The sequence below is a fragment of the Oscillatoria nigro-viridis PCC 7112 genome, from assembly GCF_000317475.1.
Lineage (GTDB): Bacteria > Cyanobacteriota > Cyanobacteriia > Cyanobacteriales > Microcoleaceae > Microcoleus > Microcoleus nigroviridis.
Genome location: NC_019729.1, coordinates 6212115 through 6229970 on the forward strand (window position 1 = coordinate 6212115; position 17856 = coordinate 6229970).

Here is a 17856-nt window from a genome sequence, read left to right on the forward strand (position 1 = left end):
CTTACATATCTCCCAAAATTGCAGTAATGTTGTCTAAATCGTCCTGGCTCCACTGGCTCCACTTAAACTCTGCAAAGTCAGAAGGAGTGCAGCCGCCTGCGTCGGGGGACTGACAGTATTGAATTAGCGATCGCAGCGATTCTATAAAGCCCGCTGCCAAATTTTCAATGCTTTCTCGTCGGTGAATGCTTTCGCTGTACGTCCAATCTAATTGCAGCTTGCCGCTGGCAATAAATCCGTTAATTTCCAGCAGGTAACGCCGATTTCCGCGCGGGCTGCGAATGGAGCCACTAGGCTCGGAGGACAGCATTAATAAAGAAGATTTCGGCAGCACTTGGTCAAACTGTCCGAGATAGTTAAAGCTTACCTCAGCTTGCGGCAATTTGTGCAATTTTTCAGCAATTTCTCGGTTTAAATATCGCAGGACACCGCAGCCAATACCGCGATTTGGAACTGCGCGCAATTGCTCTTTCACTGATTTGATTGCCGCCCCTATCTCGGCAGGTTTTTCTAAATTCAACAGGACGGGGAAAACTGCGGTAAACCAGCCGATCGTGCGCGACAAATCTACTCCTTCAAATATATCTTCGCGCCCGTGACCTTCTAAGTCCAGTAAAAGAGAGTTATTGCCAGTCCAGCGTTCAAATGCTTGAGCTAAAGCAGTTAGCAATACATCATTAATTTGAGTGCGGTAAGCGGCAGGTACTTCTTGTAAGAGCAGTTTTGTTTCTTCAACACTCAAAGCAACGGATACTGTCTTTTCAGATGCAACTAAATTGCCTGCGTTTGGGAAATCCACCGGCAAGCGAGAAATTGGTTGGTGAGAAAGGGCGAACCAGTAATCGAACTCTGCTTGCAATTCGGGCGATCGCGCCCACTCATGCAAGCGTTCTGCCCACTGCTTAAATGAGGTTGTTTTGGGCGGGAGCGCGACTGTTTCGCCGCGGCTGATCTGCCCATAAGCTGTCTGGAAATCCTCAATTAAAATTCGCCACGAAACCCCATCAACCGCTAAGTGATGAATGACCAATAACAAGCGATTTGGCTGATGTTTGCCGAAGTCAAATAGGGCAGCGCGAAGTAATGGCCCCTCTGACAAATTCAAACTGCCTTGCAACTGAGTAGCGGCGGTTTGGAAAGCGGCTTCTCGCTCCTCTGGAGGTAGCGGCGACAAATCAATGCAGGTCAACGGAGCCACCTTTTCTGGATGGGAAATTGCCTGCTGCCAGCCAAATTCACCTCGCGCAAAACGCAGGCGCAGCGCGTCGTGGTGCTTCAGCAATTCCTGCAAAACTGACTCAATTAATGCAGGTTCGAGAGGTTGCCGCAACTCTAAAAGCACCGCCTGATTCCAGTGGTGCGGATCGGAGAGATTTTGCTCAAAAAACCAGTGCTGAATCGGTGTCAGAGGAACTTCGCCAGTGATTAATCCCTGTTCCGATTGTGGGGTCTCAGCGGTATCGGCGACGGCTGCTAACTGTGCAATGGTTTGGTGCTGAAACAGTTGTTTAGGAGTGAGCCGCAACCCCGCTCGATTGGCTTGAGAAATGACTTGAATGCTGAGGATAGAATCGCCGCCCAATTCAAAGAAATTGTCGTCAATTCCCACTTGTTCTAACCCCAATACTTGCGCCCAAATTTCTGCCAAAATTTTCTCAATAGCCGTGCTGGGCGCGGCGAATGCCTCTTCGAGTTCTGGCCGATCGCGATCCGGTGCAGGTAGTGCCTTGCGATCGACTTTGCCGTTGTTTGTTAAAGGCAGCGTCTCCAGCGTCACGAAAGCAGCAGGTATCATGTATTCCGGCAATTTTTCTTTCAGAAAGCAGCGCAGTTCGCGAATCAGTATTGAATGCTTATTTTGTGTTGCTGAGTTAGCAATGATATAAGCTACCAAGCGCTGATCGCTCGGCACATCTTCTCGCACTACAACCACAGCCCGGGCGACATCGGGATGCTGTCCTAGCGCTGCTTCAATTTCTCCCAATTCGATGCGGAAACCGCGCACTTTTACTTGGTGGTCAATTCGTCCCAAGTATTCAATATCGCCATTTGGCAGATAGCGAGCTAAGTCTCCCGATTTGTACAACCGAGCTTTCAAACTGTCATTAAAGGGGTTGGGAATAAACCGATCGGCCGTTAATTCTGACCGATCGAGATAGCCCCGCGCGACGCCAGCACCGCCAACGTAAATTTCCCCGGGAATGCCGATCGGAACGGGTTGGCAGTTGCGATCGAGCAGGTAAACTTGCAAGTCAGGAATTGGACGGCCAATAAGGCTGGCATTTTTACTTAAATCGGCGGCAGTCAGCGGCCGATACGTGACGTGGACTGTTGTTTCTGTAATGCCATACATATTGACAAGTTGGGGGTGCCGATCGCCGTGCCGGTCGAACCAAGGTTTTAAGCTTTGCAAGTCTAAAGCTTCCCCGCCAAAAATTACTAAGCGCAGGCTTAAATTTTCGCCAATTCCGACAGATTCTTCTGTTTTTATCAACTGGTAAAATGCAGAAGGAGTTTGATTGAGAACTGTCACTTTTTCTTTGCATAGCAAGCTGTAAAAATCTTGGGGCGATCGGCTGACTGAATAAGGGACGATCGCGAGTCGCCCGCCGTAGACTAAAGCGCCCCAAATTTCCCAGACTGAGAAGTCAAAGGCATAAGAGTGAAACAGCGTCCACACATCTTGCTCGTTGAAGTTGTACCAAGATTGGGTAGCAGCAAACAAGCGGACGACGTTTGAGTGAGGGACTAAAACGCCTTTGGGGATGCCAGTTGAGCCAGAAGTGTAGATGATATAGGCGAGATTTTCGGCAGTGGTGGCGCTGGCGGGATTTTCTTTGCTGTGTTGGGAGAAAGCACTTTTATCCCTATCGATGCAAAGGATTTGGGCGCTGCATTTGGGAAGGGTTTGCAACAACTTTTCCTCAGTCAGCAGCACATTTACCTGCGCGTCTTCGAGTATAAAAGCGAGGCGATCGCGCGGGTTGGCTGGATCGAGCGGAACGTAAGCGCCCCCGGCTTTGAGAATACCGAGAATGCCGACAATTGTATCGAGCGATCGCCCCGTACAAATCCCCACCAAAACTTCTGGCTTGACGCCGAGTTTTTGCAGGTAATGCGCGAGTTGGTTGGCTCGTTCATTCAGCTCGCGGTAGGTGAGTTTTTGGTCTTCAAATACGACTGCAATGGCATCGGGAGTTCGATCGACCTGCGCTTCAAATAATTGATGAATGCAGCGATCGCTCGAATAATCGGCGCGGGTGTCATTCCACTCTACCAACAACTGATGCCGCTCTTTTTCCCCCAGCAACGGTAGCTCTTCAATCCGCCGATCGGGGTTGGCAGCTATGCCCTCCAGCAACGTGAGAAAATGCCCCGCCATCCGCCTAATAGTGACCGCATCAAATAAATCCGTACTGTATTCAAACTGACCGCTAATTTCTTCCTGCTTTTCTTCTAAATACAGCGTTAAATCAACTTTTGCTGTCTGATTCTCAACATCTAACAGAGTGAGATTGAGTCCGGCGATTGATTCGGCAGCAACAGGCGCAGTTTGCAACACAAAAGCAACTTGGAACAGTGGATTGTAGCTCAAATTGCGATCGGGTTGCAACTCTTCAACCAGTTTCTCAAACGGCAAATCCTGGTGAGCGTAAGCTTCTAAACTCACCTCCCGAATGCGATCGAGCAACTGCCGAAAAGTGCGATCGCCTGACAAATCAGTTCGCAATACCAAAGTATTGACAAAAAACCCGATTAGCCCTTGAATTTCCGCTCTGTTGCGGTTGGCAATGGGAGAGCCAACGGGGATATCTGCCTGTCCTGTATAGCGGTAGAGCAGCGTTTTAAAGGCTGCTAGCAGCGTCATAAACAGGGTGGCATTTTCCTGGCGGCTGAGCTTTTTGAGGGCTGCCGTTAGCGTTTTGGGGATGAGGAATGATTCTTTCGCGCCCCGATAGGTTTGCACCGGGGGACGGGGGCGATCGGCTGGCAATTCCAGCAAGGGGGGAGCGCCGCTTAGCTGCTTTTTCCAGTAGTTAAGTTGAGTTTGCAAGCGATTGCCCGCAAGCCATTCCCGCTGCCAAATAGCAAAATCGGCGTACTGTATGGGGAGTTCGGGAAGTGGGGATGGTTTGCCAATCGAAAAGGCTTCGTAAAGTGCTGCTAATTCTTGCAGAAAGACTCCGATCGACCAGCCATCAAAAATAATGTGGTGTAGCGTCAGCAGCAAGACATATTCCTCAGCATCTAACTGTAGCAAACTAGCTCGCAACAGCGGCCCTTTGGTTAGGTCAAAAGGTTTGCTAGCTTCTTCGGCCGCCAGTTGTTTTACTTTTTCTTCTCGCTCAGTTTCCGCCAATTGTTGCAGATTTAAAACTTGCAGCCCGAAATTAAATTGCTGACGAATTACCTGCACGGGTTGACCGTCTGCAGTGGCAAATGTCGTCCGCAAAGCTTCGTGACGGCGCACAATTTCCTTGAAACTTCGTTCTAGCACTATTACATTTAGCCTGCCTTTGAGTAACACAGCCGCCGGCAGGTTGTAAAAAGGGTTTCCCGGTTCCAATTGGTCAATAAACCACAGTCTTTGCTGGGCAAAAGAGGTGGGAAATGCAAATACTTCTTCTTCGGAAGCATTCGCAGAGTCGCGAGTATCTGTTGGAGGTTTTTCGGAAAAATGCACCGTCATGGGATTTTAGATTTTAGATTTTGGATTTTAGATTTTGGATTGATATCATGTCCGTTCGATTACCCTTCATCAGGTAGGGGCGGGTTCACCAATAATATCTGCCAACAATCTCCAATCTCAAAAACCCGCCCGGCCGGGATATTATGGTCAATCGATCGGACATGATATGACTCCACGGATCGAGTCTCTTTCTTGAGGATTTTAGATTTGAGATTTTGGATTGATTTCACGGATAAATCAGGGGGCTTTTACCACCTTTGAAATTCTCGGTCATGGGATTTTTGATTTGAGATTTTAGATTTTAGATTTTGGATTGACCCCACGGATCGAGTCTCTTTATTGAGGATTTTAGATTTGAGATGCTTTCGATTGATTCCACGGATAAATCAGGGGGCTTGTAGCATCAAGAAATTTTCGGTCATGGGATTGGTAACTGATAATTGGGAATTGGCAATTGGGAATAGAGGATTGCAGCCGATAATTGGGGATTACTTATGGGCGATCGGCCGATCGCCCGCGACTCATCACTTATTGCAAAGATGACAGTGACCTGCGGTACGCCGATCGCGAAACAGGCGCGATCGCGGGTTCTTCAACGACCGCATTTTTATTTTTGGCTTCAGAAATATTTTCGGCAAGTACGGCGAGCGATCGTCCTGCAAAAATATCACACAAAGGCAATTCTATCTGACAATATTCTCGTACCTTGGCTGCTAATTGAATTGCCAGCAGCGAATTTCCTCCAAGTTCAAAAAAGTTATCGGTAATGCTTAACTGTTCGATGCCGAGAACCTCACAGCAAATTATCGCTAACATTGCCTCAATAGGGGTGCGCGGTGCGACAAAAATCTTTTCTTCTGGAATGGCGGCATCCGGTTCTGGCAGTGCCTTGCGGTTAACTTTGCCGTTCGCCGAAAGTGGCAGCGCGTCCAGAACTATAAATGCAGAAGGCACCATATAATCGGGCAGTTTTTCGCTCAGGAATTGGCGCAATTCTTCAACCGCAGGGGCAGCCTTTTGTTGGGGAACGATATACCCTACTAAGCGCTTTTGACTGTGATTTTCTCCGAATGCGGTGACAATGGATGCTTTGACTGCTGGGTGCTCGTTCAAAGCAGCTTCAATTTCTCCTGCTTCGATGCGGAATCCTCGAATTTTAAGGCGGAAATCTTCTCGTCCTAAAAATTCGATATTGCCGTCAGGGAGGAAGCGCCCTAAATCTCCCGTTCGGTACAAGCGATCGCCCGTGACGGGGTGCGTGAGGCAACTGGCGCGAGTTTTTTCTTCATTCCGCCAGTATCCTTTTGTCAGTCCAACTCCGGCACAGCACATCTCGCCGGCAACCCAGACGGGACAGTCTTCCAACCTTTCATTCAAAATGTAATAGCGTGTATTGGCGATCGGCGATCCGTAGGGAATGCTTTTCCAAGAAGGGTCAACAGTTTCTACCGGATACCAAATGTTCCAGAGAGTGGTTTCAGTTGGCCCGCCGACGCTGACAACGCGACATTTTTTGACGATCGCACTTAACCTCTGGGGCAGCGTTACTGGAATCCAATCTCCGCCGAGAAACGCCCAGCGCAAGCACTCCGGCAACACCTCAGAACGTCCGGCAGCGTAATCGAGCAGCATTTCCATCATCGGGGGAACCGAGTTCCAAATGGTGACGCGCTCTTTTACCATCAATTGCGCCCAGTGATCGGGGTCTAGCCGTTGGGCGGCATCGGGAATGACGATCGCTCCTCCGGCTGCTAGGATGCCGAAGATATCGTAAACCGACATATCGTGGTGCAGTGCGGTGACTGCGATCGCGCGATCGCCCTCGGCCACATCAAACACTTGATTGGTCTGAGCGATCGCATTGACTGCACCTCGGTGCGCGATCGCCACGCCTTTCGGCAAGCCAGTTGAGCCAGAAGTATAAATCACATAAGCTAAATCTTCCGCCTCCTGCACTGATTCCAAAGCTTCGCCGCTTTCTGTTGCTAATTCCTCAGTATCAAGACAAATTCGCCGCACATTTTCCGGCCATTCCAAGCGTTGATTTAACTGAGATTGCGTCAAAACAATCTCAACTTCGCCATTTTCCAGCAAATACCAAATCCGCTCTTTTGGCAGCGCCGCATCTACGGGCAAATAAGCGGCTCCAGAGGCTAGAATTCCCAGGACAGCGACGATTTGCTCCCATCCTTTCTCCATGACAACGGCAACCAATTGATTAGGGCGAACTCCGAGATTTCGCAAGCGATGACCGACTTGATTCGCTCGCCGATAGAGCTCTTCGTAGGTGAGGATACGATCGCGCGTAATGACGGCGGGTTCGTGCGATCGCAAGGCGACTTTCTGAGCAAACAACTCGTGCAGCAATCCATCGGGAATCGGTGCTTCAATGCTGTTAGCAAAAGCTTGCTGAAACGACACGGTTTCCTGCCAAGTTTCCTCCTCGTTAGCGAGGCGCTGCAACAGGCGACAATAGGCGTCAAACATCTCGTCAATCATCCCTGGCGGGAAGAGTTCTTCCACCGCATCCCAGCTAAAAGACAGCCCCTGGGCGGTTTCGGTAAATTGCGCGTCTATCCAAACTTGCGGAGTTTGACCGATAATGTGTACCAATTCTCCCAATTCTTGAATGAGTGAAAAGATAGAGGAATCTTCCCCAGGCGCGTTTTGCGGATCGATCGTAAACACGACTGGCATTAGCGCTGCGGTTGTACCTTGCGCTTGAGCGAGTTCTCGCAAAACCCGCACGCCGCTGACATATTGGTGTTCTAAATCTTGCCAAAGCTGTTCTTGCAATCGCTTGGCTCGTACTTCAAAACTCTCTCGCTTGGAGTTATCTATTTCTAGCAGAGTAAATGACGCAAATTCTCCGATAATTTCCTCAACTTGAGGATGCAAAGGCAACCGATTAAAGCGCGGCACGTTGAGGGTAAACCGAGGCGTTTTGCTCCACAGAGACAGAACCTCTGCATAGGCTGCCAGCAATAAACCCGTAGGAGTGAGGCTGGCGCGAGCTGTGCGCGTTTTGAGGCGCTGCCAGGTTTGCAAGTCTAAGCGATCGCTCCAGCGTTTAAATCGCGGCTGCGTTAAGGAATTCGGGTGTTTGGCGAGGGGCAATTCCGGCGCTGGCGGCAGGGTTTTGAGGCGAGTTCGCCAGTAATCTAAGGATTGCTGGAAAAGTGGGGAGTTTTCTAAGGCAATCGCGGCTAAAACGCAATCGCGGAAAGATAGTTGCAAGGGTGAGATCGCAGTATTGGGATTGCGGTAAAACTTGACCAAATCGCCAAACAAAATTTGAAAACTCCAGCCGTCTATGCACAAGGCGTCAATGCTGATGTGCAGGCGGATGCGGCGCTGATTAATTTTAGAAGCGCAAATCTCGAACAGCGGCCAGCGATCGAGCGGCAGCACTTGGTGGGAAAGGCGATCGCGAATTGCTTCGAGTTTTTCACCCGCAACCTCTGGATCGAGCGATCGCAAATCCAAAACCTCAATTTTATAAGCGGGCACGTTTTCCAGAATTTGCTGCTGTCCGTTCGGAAGTACGATCGCCCGCAGCATATCGTGACGCTGTACAACTCGCTGCCACGCGAGGCTAAACCGCTCTAAATCTAACTCGTCGCTGTCAATTTCTACATAGCCGTGAATGGCAACATTGCCCATTTCAAAGAAGCTATTTCGGCCGATCCAGTACGCCTGCTGCATTTCATTGAGCGGAAATGGTTTGTAGCGATTTTGAGGATCGGGGGCGATTGTCGGCAGTAATTTAATAGGTTCTCGATCTGGCTCGCTTTTAGTTTTCGCGATCGTCGCTGCTAGACTGGCGACGGTGGGGGATTGAAACAGACAGCGCAGCGATAGCTCGACTTGAAAGCGATCGCGCACTTTGGCAATCAGTTGAGTTGCCAGCAAAGAGTGACCTCCCAACTCGAAGAAATTGTCATTGATTCCCACTTGTTTTAAGCCGAGAATCTCAGCCCAAATATCAGCTAATACTTGTTCTTCTAAAGTCTCAGGAGCGATAAAATCTGCCTCTGAACTGTTGGTTTCCGGTGCGGGAAGGGCTTTGAAATCTACCTTGCCGTTTGGCGTTAATGGCATCGCTTCTAAAAACATGAAACTGGCAGGAACCATATAATCTGGCAGTTGTTCCCGGAGAAAAGAGCGCAGATTTTTGATCGGTGCAGAGTCGCCAATGCTGACTGCTGAGTTTAAAACGAGGTAGGCGATTAAGCGCTTGTCGCCTGAATCTTCCTCGCGCGCGAGAATTACTGCTTCTTGCACGTCTGGATGTTGGCTGAGTGCGGATTCGATTTCTCCTAACTCTATGCGGAAACCGCGAATTTTCACTTGGCGATCGGTGCGATCGAGAAATTCTAAATTGCCGTCGGGGAGATAGCGGACTAAATCGCCTGTTTTGTAAAGGCAAACGCCTTGTTTGCTGCTAAAAGGATCGGGAATAAATTTTTCTCGATTCAGATCCGAACGGTTGATATATCCTCTGGAAACGCCCGCACCTCCGATATAAAGTTCGCCTGGGACTCCGATCGGAACGGGTTGCAAATTAGCATCGAGTACATAGGTGCGGGCATTTGGAATTGGACGACCGATCGGCAAGGTTTTTGCGGAGTTTTTAACCGCAGAGGGCGCAGAGGGCGCAGAGGGGAGAGAATCGCACCACGTGGCGACAATTGTTGTTTCTGTGGGGCCGTAAGTATTGACGAGCCGCACTTTTTCTGATACGCACTTTTGCCACTGATTCAGGGATGCTGAAAGTGCGGTTTCTCCGCCAATAATTGTCAAGCGCACTGATGGGGGAAATTCTGCTTTTTCGGTGCTGAGTCTGGCCGTTAATTCGCGCCAGTAAGCTGTCGGCAAATCTAAGACGGTGATTTGCCATTCCCGGCATTTTTGCAGGAAGGAAGAAATGCTGTCTAACATGGAATTTCCGCGCAGTACCAAGGTGGCACCTTGCGTTAAACAGGGATAGATTTCTTCGGCGCTGGCGTCGAAGCTGAGGGAAGCAAATTGCAGAATGCGATCGCCTGCTTTAATTCCATATTCGACACTTGCAGCCTGCGTATAATTCGCCAAAGATTGATGCTGCACCATCACTCCCTTTGGCTTGCCGGTTGACCCGGATGTATAGATGATATAAGCTAGGTTTTCGGGTCCAACGGCGCGATCGGGATTTGACTTATTTTGTTGAGCGATCGTCTGCCATTCTGCATCCAAGCAAATCACAGAAATATTATTTTGGGCTGGCATTTCTGCTTTTAATTCTGCTTGCGTTAGCAATACCCTAACTCCAGCGTCTTCTAACATGAAGGCGAGGCGTTCTTTAGCATAGATGGGGTCGAGGGGCAAATAAGCGCCACCTGCTTTTAATACGCCTAAAATCCCGACGATCGCATCGAGCGATCGCTCCAGATAAACGCCGACTATCCCATCTGGTTTTACGCCGAAAGAGTGCAAGTAATGGGCAAGTTGATTCGCGCGATCGTTCAGTTCTCGGTAGGTCAAACTTTGGCATTCAAATTGCACCGCAACTGCATCAGGTGTTTTCGCCACTTGCGCTTCAAATAAGCGATGAATGCAGGCATTTTGAAAGTTATTTGTTTGAGTATTATTCCACTCAAATATAATTTGCTGGCGCTCTGTTTCTGCAAGCATGGGCAAATCTGATAAACGCGCGGCGGGATTCGCAACTATGCCTTCTAATAAGTTGTGAAAGTGCGTTGCCATTCGCGCGATTGTAGCAACTTCAAACAAGTCTAGACTATATTCAAACCACCCTCTAATACCTGTTGCTGTCGCTTCTAATTCCAGCGTTAAATCGAAATTGGCTGTGCCGCTGTGAACCTGTTGGCAGTTCAGGCTTAAACCAGGCAATTCTAAGGCGAATTCAGAGGCATTTTGAAAGGCAAACATCACCTGAAATAAAGGCGAGTGACTTAAATCTCGATTCGGCTGCAATTCTTCTACCAACTTCTCAAACGGTACATCTTGATGCGCGTAAGCGCCTAATGCAACCTCTCGCACTCGACTCAGCAACTCTCGAAAAGTGGGATTTCCGGTTAAGTCAGATCGCAGGACTAAAGTATTGACAAAAAATCCAATTAATGATTCGGTTTCGCTGCTGTTGCGGCTGGCAATTGGTGAACCGACGAGGATATCTTCTTGCCCCGTGTAGCGGTAAAGCAGCGTATTGAATGCTGCCAGCAATGTCATAAATACAGTGGTTTTTTCCCGGCGACTCAATTGCCTAATTGCCTCGGTTAACCGCTCTGGCAATTCAAATAATTGCCGACCTCCCTTGTAACTTTGAACAGCGGGACGAGAAAAGTCGGTGGGTAAATTTAGAACCGCTGCGCTGCCACTTAACTGCTGCTTCCAGTAAGTAAGTTGAGTTTGTAATATTTCTCCCTGCATTTGTTGGCGCTGCCAAGTTGCAAAGTCTGCATACTGAATTGGCAGCGGTGGAATCGAGGCTAAATTATTATTAGTAAAATTTTCATAAAATGCCGCTAGTTCCCGTAAAAATACGCCCAGAGACCACCCATCAAAAATGATATGGTGGGCGGATAATAGCAGAGTATGTTCTGTTTCTGACAGGCGCAGAAGCTTTGCACGGAGCAGATTTGGTTGAGTTAAATCAAAGGGCGATCGCGCTGCTTCAACAGACAGTTTTTGCGCTTCTTTTTCACATTCCTCCGGGGAGCAATGGCTCAAATCTATCAGCGGTAATGGGAAATTTTTCGCATCAAAAATAACTTGTATCTGTTCTTTTTCTCCACCAGCAAACGCAGTTCTTAAAATCTCGTGCCGCTCGATAATTTTCTCAATACTTTGCCTGAGTGCTTCTGCATTGAGTTGCCCCGTCACCCGAACCGCACCGCAGAGGTTGTAGAAGAGGTTTCCCGGTTCCAATTGGTCGAAGAACCACAAGCGCTCTTGGGCAAAAGATAGGGGAAGATGGCGCGATCGAGAAACTGGCCTTGGGACGGCTGCTGCGGTATTTCCTGTTAGTTGCTCTAGAATTTGCACTGCCAGTCGAGCAATGCTCCTATCCTCAAACAAATCGGCAACCGATACAGTAACGCCCAAGTCACTCTCTATTTGATTTTTTAACTCAAACATTCTTAAAGAATCTAGTCCAAAGCTACTGAGCGGTCGATCGATAATATCTTGTGTTTTCCCGCTGGCACTGCAGTGGATTGAAGATTCCTCTTCAGTCGGCTTTAGCCGACTTTGGCTATTAGCCGGGGAATTCATTCCCCGGCGGTTTACCTGCTGCCAAAGGTATGCCTCAAGCAGCGACTGCCGTTCTTCTAACTCTGCTGCCAGCAGATTTTCTCGCGTGAGTTGATTGTCGATTTCCACCGAATCAGCTAACTCTAAAACGCTACTGGCGACAACTTCCAAATTGTCAGCTAGAAAGTCAGCACAGGCGGCGCGGCGTTGAATTTTACCGCTGGTAGTTTTCGGAATGCTTCCGGGCTTAATCAGCACTACTCCATAAACTTGCACTTCATATTCTCGAACAATGCGATCGCGGATGGCGCTGATAATTTCCTCGGCATGATCCGGCGCTTTGCGAGATTGTAATTCTGGCACGATAACGAGCTGTTCTTCGCCTGCGACTTCCACCGAGAATGCTGCGATCGCCCCCGGCCGCAAACTGGGATGGCTGCGCTCTGCCGTTCTTTCTATATCTTGGGGGTAAAGATTGCGACCTCGGATGATAATTAAATCTTTAAGCCGCCCTGTAATAAACAGTTCTCCCTCGCGCAAAAAGCCTAAATCTCCTGTTCGCAAAAATGGCCCTTCCCTGGTATCTGAAAGATATGCTTGGAAGGTTTTTTCTGTCTCTTCTGGGCGATTCCAATAGCCTCGCGCCACTGTTTCGCCAGCTACCCAAATTTCTCCGACTTCCTGCGGCTGGCATTGCGTCAGAGTTTCGGGATTGACGATCGCAACTAGAGTGCCAAATTCAGGGAAACCGCAGCCGACTAAAGTTCTCGCGCCCCCCTCGCCTCCGACAACTTCTACAATGCGATCGTTTTCCAGCGCCGCTGTTTTTACTGGTAAGAAAGTCGGTGTTTCCCCGCTGCGAACCGTGGCAATTTTTAGCGTGGTTTCTGCCATTCCGTAAGCAGGACAAAAGGCATCCGCCTGAAAACCGCAGGGCTCAAAAGCTTTGGTAAATCGCTCTAGGGTTTCTTTGTGGATGGGTTCTGCGCCGTTATAGGCCACGCGCCAACTGCTCAAATCCAGGGTTTTTTGGCCATCGCCCAAGATTTTGCTTATTTTGCTAGCACACAAGTCGTAAGCAAAATTTGGCCCGCCGCTGTGGGTAGCTTTGTAGCGCGAAATTGCTTCCAGCCAGCACATCGGGTTCTGAATAAACGCGGCTGGCGGCATGAAGTAACAGGGAATTCCCAGATACAAAGGTTTGAGCAATCCGTCAATTAACCCCATGTCGTGAAAGTGGGGAAGCCACGTTACCGCAACGCTTTCGGCATCGTGGTCAAAGCCTCGGTGAATGTATTCTATGTTGTACAAAACGTTGGCGTGGCTCACCATGACGCCTTTGGGGGTGGAGGTGGAGCCGGAAGTGTACTGAAGATAAGCTACTTCGTCGGGATGGATGGGTGGCTGCTGCCACTTTTCGCCGTCACCGGCAAGCATCTCTGCACTCAGCCAGTGCAGCCCTTTGAGTTCCGGCGCTTGCTCGCATAGCTGTTCTAAATTTTCCAGGTGTCGCGCGGGAGCGATCGCAACTGTTGCTCCTGCGTCTTTGGCGATCGCGCTAATTTTCGCTAAATTCCGTTTCAGCTTCGGCGGATAGAGGGGAACCGCGATCGCTTTGGCGTACAAGCATCCGAAAAAGGCGGCGAGATAGTCCAATCCTGGCGGGAAAAGCAGTAAGGCTCGTTCGCCAGCGACTCCCAATGTCTGAAGCCGCACGGCGTGCGATCGGGCGATCGCATCTAACTCTCGATAAGTCAAACTGGCGGTTTCAGTTTTTCCGTCTAACAGAAATGTATATTTCTGCTCTGGTTGGTGTAACGCTCTGTGTTGTAGGAGTTCTACTAAATTGGTACAACTTTCGGTGAGTTGGTTTCCCTTAATGCTTGCGTCACTCATCGATTCTTTTTACCTATAAATCTTGTTTGCAGTACGCCAACCAGTTCCGCCAAATCCTTTCCACATAGACTTTCTGTGAATAGTTGTCGGGCGTTACGAGTCTCCCATCAGCGCGTTTGAGTTTTCAATCCGGGTATTAGCGCTTGTTTTCACGTTTTGTGGTCGATCGCGCTGTTCGGCAATGGCTCCGGGGCGATTTCAGTCCGAGCCAGCTTCGATATCAGCTTCATGGGCTTTACGGCTATCGACTTTAAGCATAGTAGGCTAGATGATATTTATTGTCAAGAGTAGTTGAGATAGTTTATTGACTCCTCTCATTGCCTATATGACAATTTTTTCTAACTCTTGCCATAGCATTTTAGGCGGTCGTTTGTCTATCCCTGACAAGCAACCATAATAGGCAAGTCGTACCCAACTAGATAGAGGGGTCAGACCCCCTATCTTAAAATGCAATAATTTTTCATTAGTTAACTCTTGACAGATGCAAGTGCTCTGTTATCTAATTAAGGCACTTTCTCATTAAGCCCCCAGCGACTACTTCCTTTAAGCGAGGAAAGTGCCAACCGTGGTCGATCGTCCAGAGCGCCACCGGACTGAGGAGTTCGCCCTCACGCGCCTGCTGTATTCCCAGACAAATGCCACTAGCGACGGGAGAATCGCATCGAACTGCGCCCGACAACTGGGTCGTATAGGTCGAGGCTGCGAGGCAGAGGCAATCAGAGCAAGCATTTCAGCAATCGATCTCGTCCGGCGCCGCCAAGGCGGTTGCTACATCTTCCGCAGGTCAGTTTTAGGAGCCAGATTTAGGAGCCAGAGAAGAGCAGCAACGCTCTCACTCACACATTTTGTTGTGCAAGCAACGTAAACCACATATCCGAAGTTCCATTAATTGTTGATTCAAGAGTAATGAACAGATCGCAGAAATTACTAAGCAGCCTTGGGCTGGCAGGAGTCGTGTCGGCGTTAGTCGCTGGGCCGGCGTGCGCTTCCAACATCGCGCAGGTGACGGGCGTTCGCCTCAACCCCACGTCAGAAGGCATCGAAATCATCCTAGACACTGAAGATGGAAGACCCCTGCAAATCTTCAGTGGCAGCTTTGGCGAAACTTTACAAGTTGATGTCATCACCGCTCAACTGCGACTACCGGGGGGAAATGAGTTTCGTCAAGACAAGCCTGCTGCCGGAATTGCTTCTGTCACCGTTACTCGTTTAGATAACAACAGCATCCGAATCAAAGTGATTGGCGAGAGGGGTCAACCAGTGGCACGGGTGATTCCTAATGCTGCGGGTCTGATTCTCAGTTTAAAACCCACCTCGGAGATGACGGCTCGCCCGTCTGCACCTGCTCCTACAACACAGCGGCCGGGGGCACCTGCAGCACCCTTCCCACAGACAGGGCAGCCGGTAGAGATACCTGCAGAACCTTTGCCGCCGACAGTGCAGCCACCTGGGACACCCGGAGAACCTTTACCGCCCACAGCGCAGCCACCTGGGACACCCGGAGAACCCTTGCCGCCCACAGCGCAGCCACCTGGGACACCCGGAGAACCCTTGCCGCCGACAGTGCAGCCACCTGGGACGCCACAGGCGGGGAGAGACCCGATTGAAATCGTCGTCACTGCAACGCGAACCGCAGAAAGAGTGACCAACGTGCCGCGCTCTATAACGGTGGTAGACTCCGAAGAACTTCAGCAGCAGGTAGGGCAATCGAGAAATATCGGGGAAGCTCTGGCAAATCAGGTTCCCGGTTTCGCGCCCCCGACTCAAAGTACGGCCACTTACGGACAAACTTTGCGGGGTAGGGATGTTTCCGTTCTGATTGACGGCGTGCCGCAAACGACCAATCTTCAATCGTTTGGCAGAGAATTTAGAAACATCGATCCCAGCGCGATCGAACGCATTGAAGTAGTGCGGGGGTCTACAGCAATCTACGGCGCTCAGGCTACAGGTGGCGTGGTTAATATTATTACTCGTCGGCCAACTGAGGAAAGGCTAAGTGCTGTTACTGAAGTGGGCGTCAGTAGCGGTTTAACAAACACGGATGATGCTCTAAGCTTTAACGCTCAGCAGACGGTTTCTGGCCGATCGGGCAATGTCGATCTGACGGGCACTGTCTCGCTCTCTAGAAGTGGAGCTTTTTACGATGCCCAAGGCTCGCGCATTCCCTTTTTTGAACTCGGCGGAGATAGCAGCACCCTCTTCAACATCATGGGCAAAGTCGGGGTAGATTTGGATACCGAACAGCGGCTGCAACTAACTGTCAATCACTATCGGGAAACCCAAGATCCCAATGTGATTCCAGACTTTAGTGTTGACGATCGGGAAGGACGGCAAAAAGCCCGCGCCATCCGCACCGGAGAGTTGGATATTGACGGGGAAACACCGGGAAATAGAAGTACACAGCTCAACCTCAGTTACACCAACCAAAACCTTTTTGGCAGCAGCCTTCAAAGTCAAATTTACTATCGAACGAATTCTAATTCAGGCGTTCCTTCAGATTACCGCACGTCCGAGTTTTTTGGCCCGTTTGTCGGCGTTGCTCGTTCGCGAGCCGAAAACGAACAGATAGGAGGTAGACTGGCGATAACCACTCCTTTATCCCGTGCCGAAAATCTTCGATTAACTTGGGGTTCTGACTATGTTACTGAAGATAGCAGACAGCGTTTCGACCTGTACGACCCAGAGAGAGTTGACGCAAGTGGCGGCAGGGTTTACCGGAAAATTTCCGAGCGTCCTTTCGTCCCTCCTTACACTTACAACAGCCTTGGCTTTTTCGGTCAATTGGAATGGAATATTGACGATATCGTGATTCTAAGTGGCGGAATACGTCACGAACGCGCCGGGTTAAAAGTCAATGATTATACCACTTTTAACGATCGCCAGATCGAAGGAGGCGATCGCAAATTTAACGCCACCCTATTTAATACAGGGGCTGTCTATAAAATTAATGACACCTTCAACGTATTTGGCAACTTTTCTCAAGGTTTCTCAGTTCCAGATTTCGGCCGCATTCTCCGCCAACCCCCCGACGATTTTGTGGGAATTGAATCTTCGTTAGAAGTAACTCAACCGCAAAAAGTCAACAGCTACGAAATTGGCATTCGAGGAGGGTGGCCATCCGTGCAAATGTCGCTTGCCGCTTTTTACAATACCTCGGATCTCGGAGTGAATTTTCAACCAGTTGGCAACACAGGTCGCCTGGAACTAAAGCGCGCCCCAGAACGCATTTACGGCTTAGAAGGGACTGTGGATTGGCAACCTGGACGAACATGGGCGATCGGCGGGACTGCTACTTATATTCAAGGCGAATATGACGACGACAATGGCCGTTCCCTCGCCCTCGATAGCAGCAGAATTCCACCGCTCAAGCTAACAGCTTATCTCCAAAACGAAACTTTACAGGGATGGAACAATCGGTTACAGCTATTATATTCGGGAAATCGCGATCGGGCATTCAAAGACGGCTCGGATGGCGGCCCAATTAGCAGCTATCTAACATTGGATTACATCAGCACAATTCAACTGGGAAAAGGGCTGCTACAAGTCAAAGTTGAAAATTTATTGAATAATCAATATTTTCCCGTGCTGTCGCAATACTTAGCTGGATTTGGCGTGGACAGTTCTAATTATGCAGGGAGAGGTTTGACTCTCAGTGTTAATTACCGCCTTAACTGGTAATTACAGCAGATTGCAGGTTTATGAGGTAGATTCAATATCCCCCGTAGGGACACTCCAAGAACCCATTGGTGTCAATTTAACGTCAAACCGACAGTCCGGCAGGGGTTTAAACCCCTGCCTCAAAGCTAAAGTCCTCGCTTCCGAGGACTGAAGGACTCATACCAAATCCGGGTTAAAAACCCCTTTATTGCTGGAGAGGGGGAGAGGGGGAAAAATTAGCTCGCCAGTTCAAAAAGGGGGTGAGTAACCCGGATTTAGTATCATTAGTCCTCTTGAGAGGACTTTAGCTATTAGACAGGGGTTTCAACCCCTGACGGACTCGCGGGCCCACTAACGGA

At 49.5% G+C, this 17856-nt stretch carries 5 protein-coding genes; 3 read left to right on the forward strand and 2 right to left on the reverse strand.

Translation table 11 applies throughout. The features are described from left to right. Position 1 precedes the first annotated feature (1 nt). Complete coding sequence (locus tag OSC7112_RS25850) at positions 2-4690, reverse strand: non-ribosomal peptide synthetase (RefSeq protein ID WP_015178660.1); 4689 nt, start codon at positions 4688-4690, stop codon at positions 2-4. A 420-nt stretch (positions 4691-5110) separates the two neighbouring features. On the opposite strand from OSC7112_RS25850, the gene OSC7112_RS41950 reads away from it, so the two are divergent. Beyond that, positions 5111-5233 carry a hypothetical protein gene (locus OSC7112_RS41950; protein ID WP_263053556.1) on the forward strand — a complete coding sequence of 41 codons (123 nt, stop codon included), beginning with the start codon at positions 5111-5113 and terminating at the stop codon, positions 5231-5233. Here the strand turns inward: OSC7112_RS41950 and OSC7112_RS25855 are convergent. After that, entirely contained in the window at positions 5219-13840 is an 8622-nt protein-coding gene (locus tag OSC7112_RS25855; protein WP_015178661.1) for a non-ribosomal peptide synthetase, read from the reverse strand. The genes OSC7112_RS41950 and OSC7112_RS25855 overlap by 15 nt on opposite strands. A 556-nt stretch (positions 13841-14396) precedes the next feature. On the opposite strand from OSC7112_RS25855, the gene OSC7112_RS38630 reads away from it, so the two are divergent. Then, the gene (locus tag OSC7112_RS38630) at positions 14397-14705 is read left to right on the forward strand and encodes a hypothetical protein (RefSeq protein ID WP_190274269.1); all 309 of its coding nucleotides are present in this window, start codon (positions 14397-14399) and stop codon (positions 14703-14705) included. 41 nt (positions 14706-14746) lie between these two features. Next, the gene (locus OSC7112_RS41955) at positions 14747-17518 is read left to right on the forward strand and encodes a TonB-dependent receptor domain-containing protein (RefSeq protein ID WP_015178662.1); all 2772 of its coding nucleotides are present in this window, start codon (positions 14747-14749) and stop codon (positions 17516-17518) included. Positions 17519-17856 lie beyond the last annotated feature (338 nt).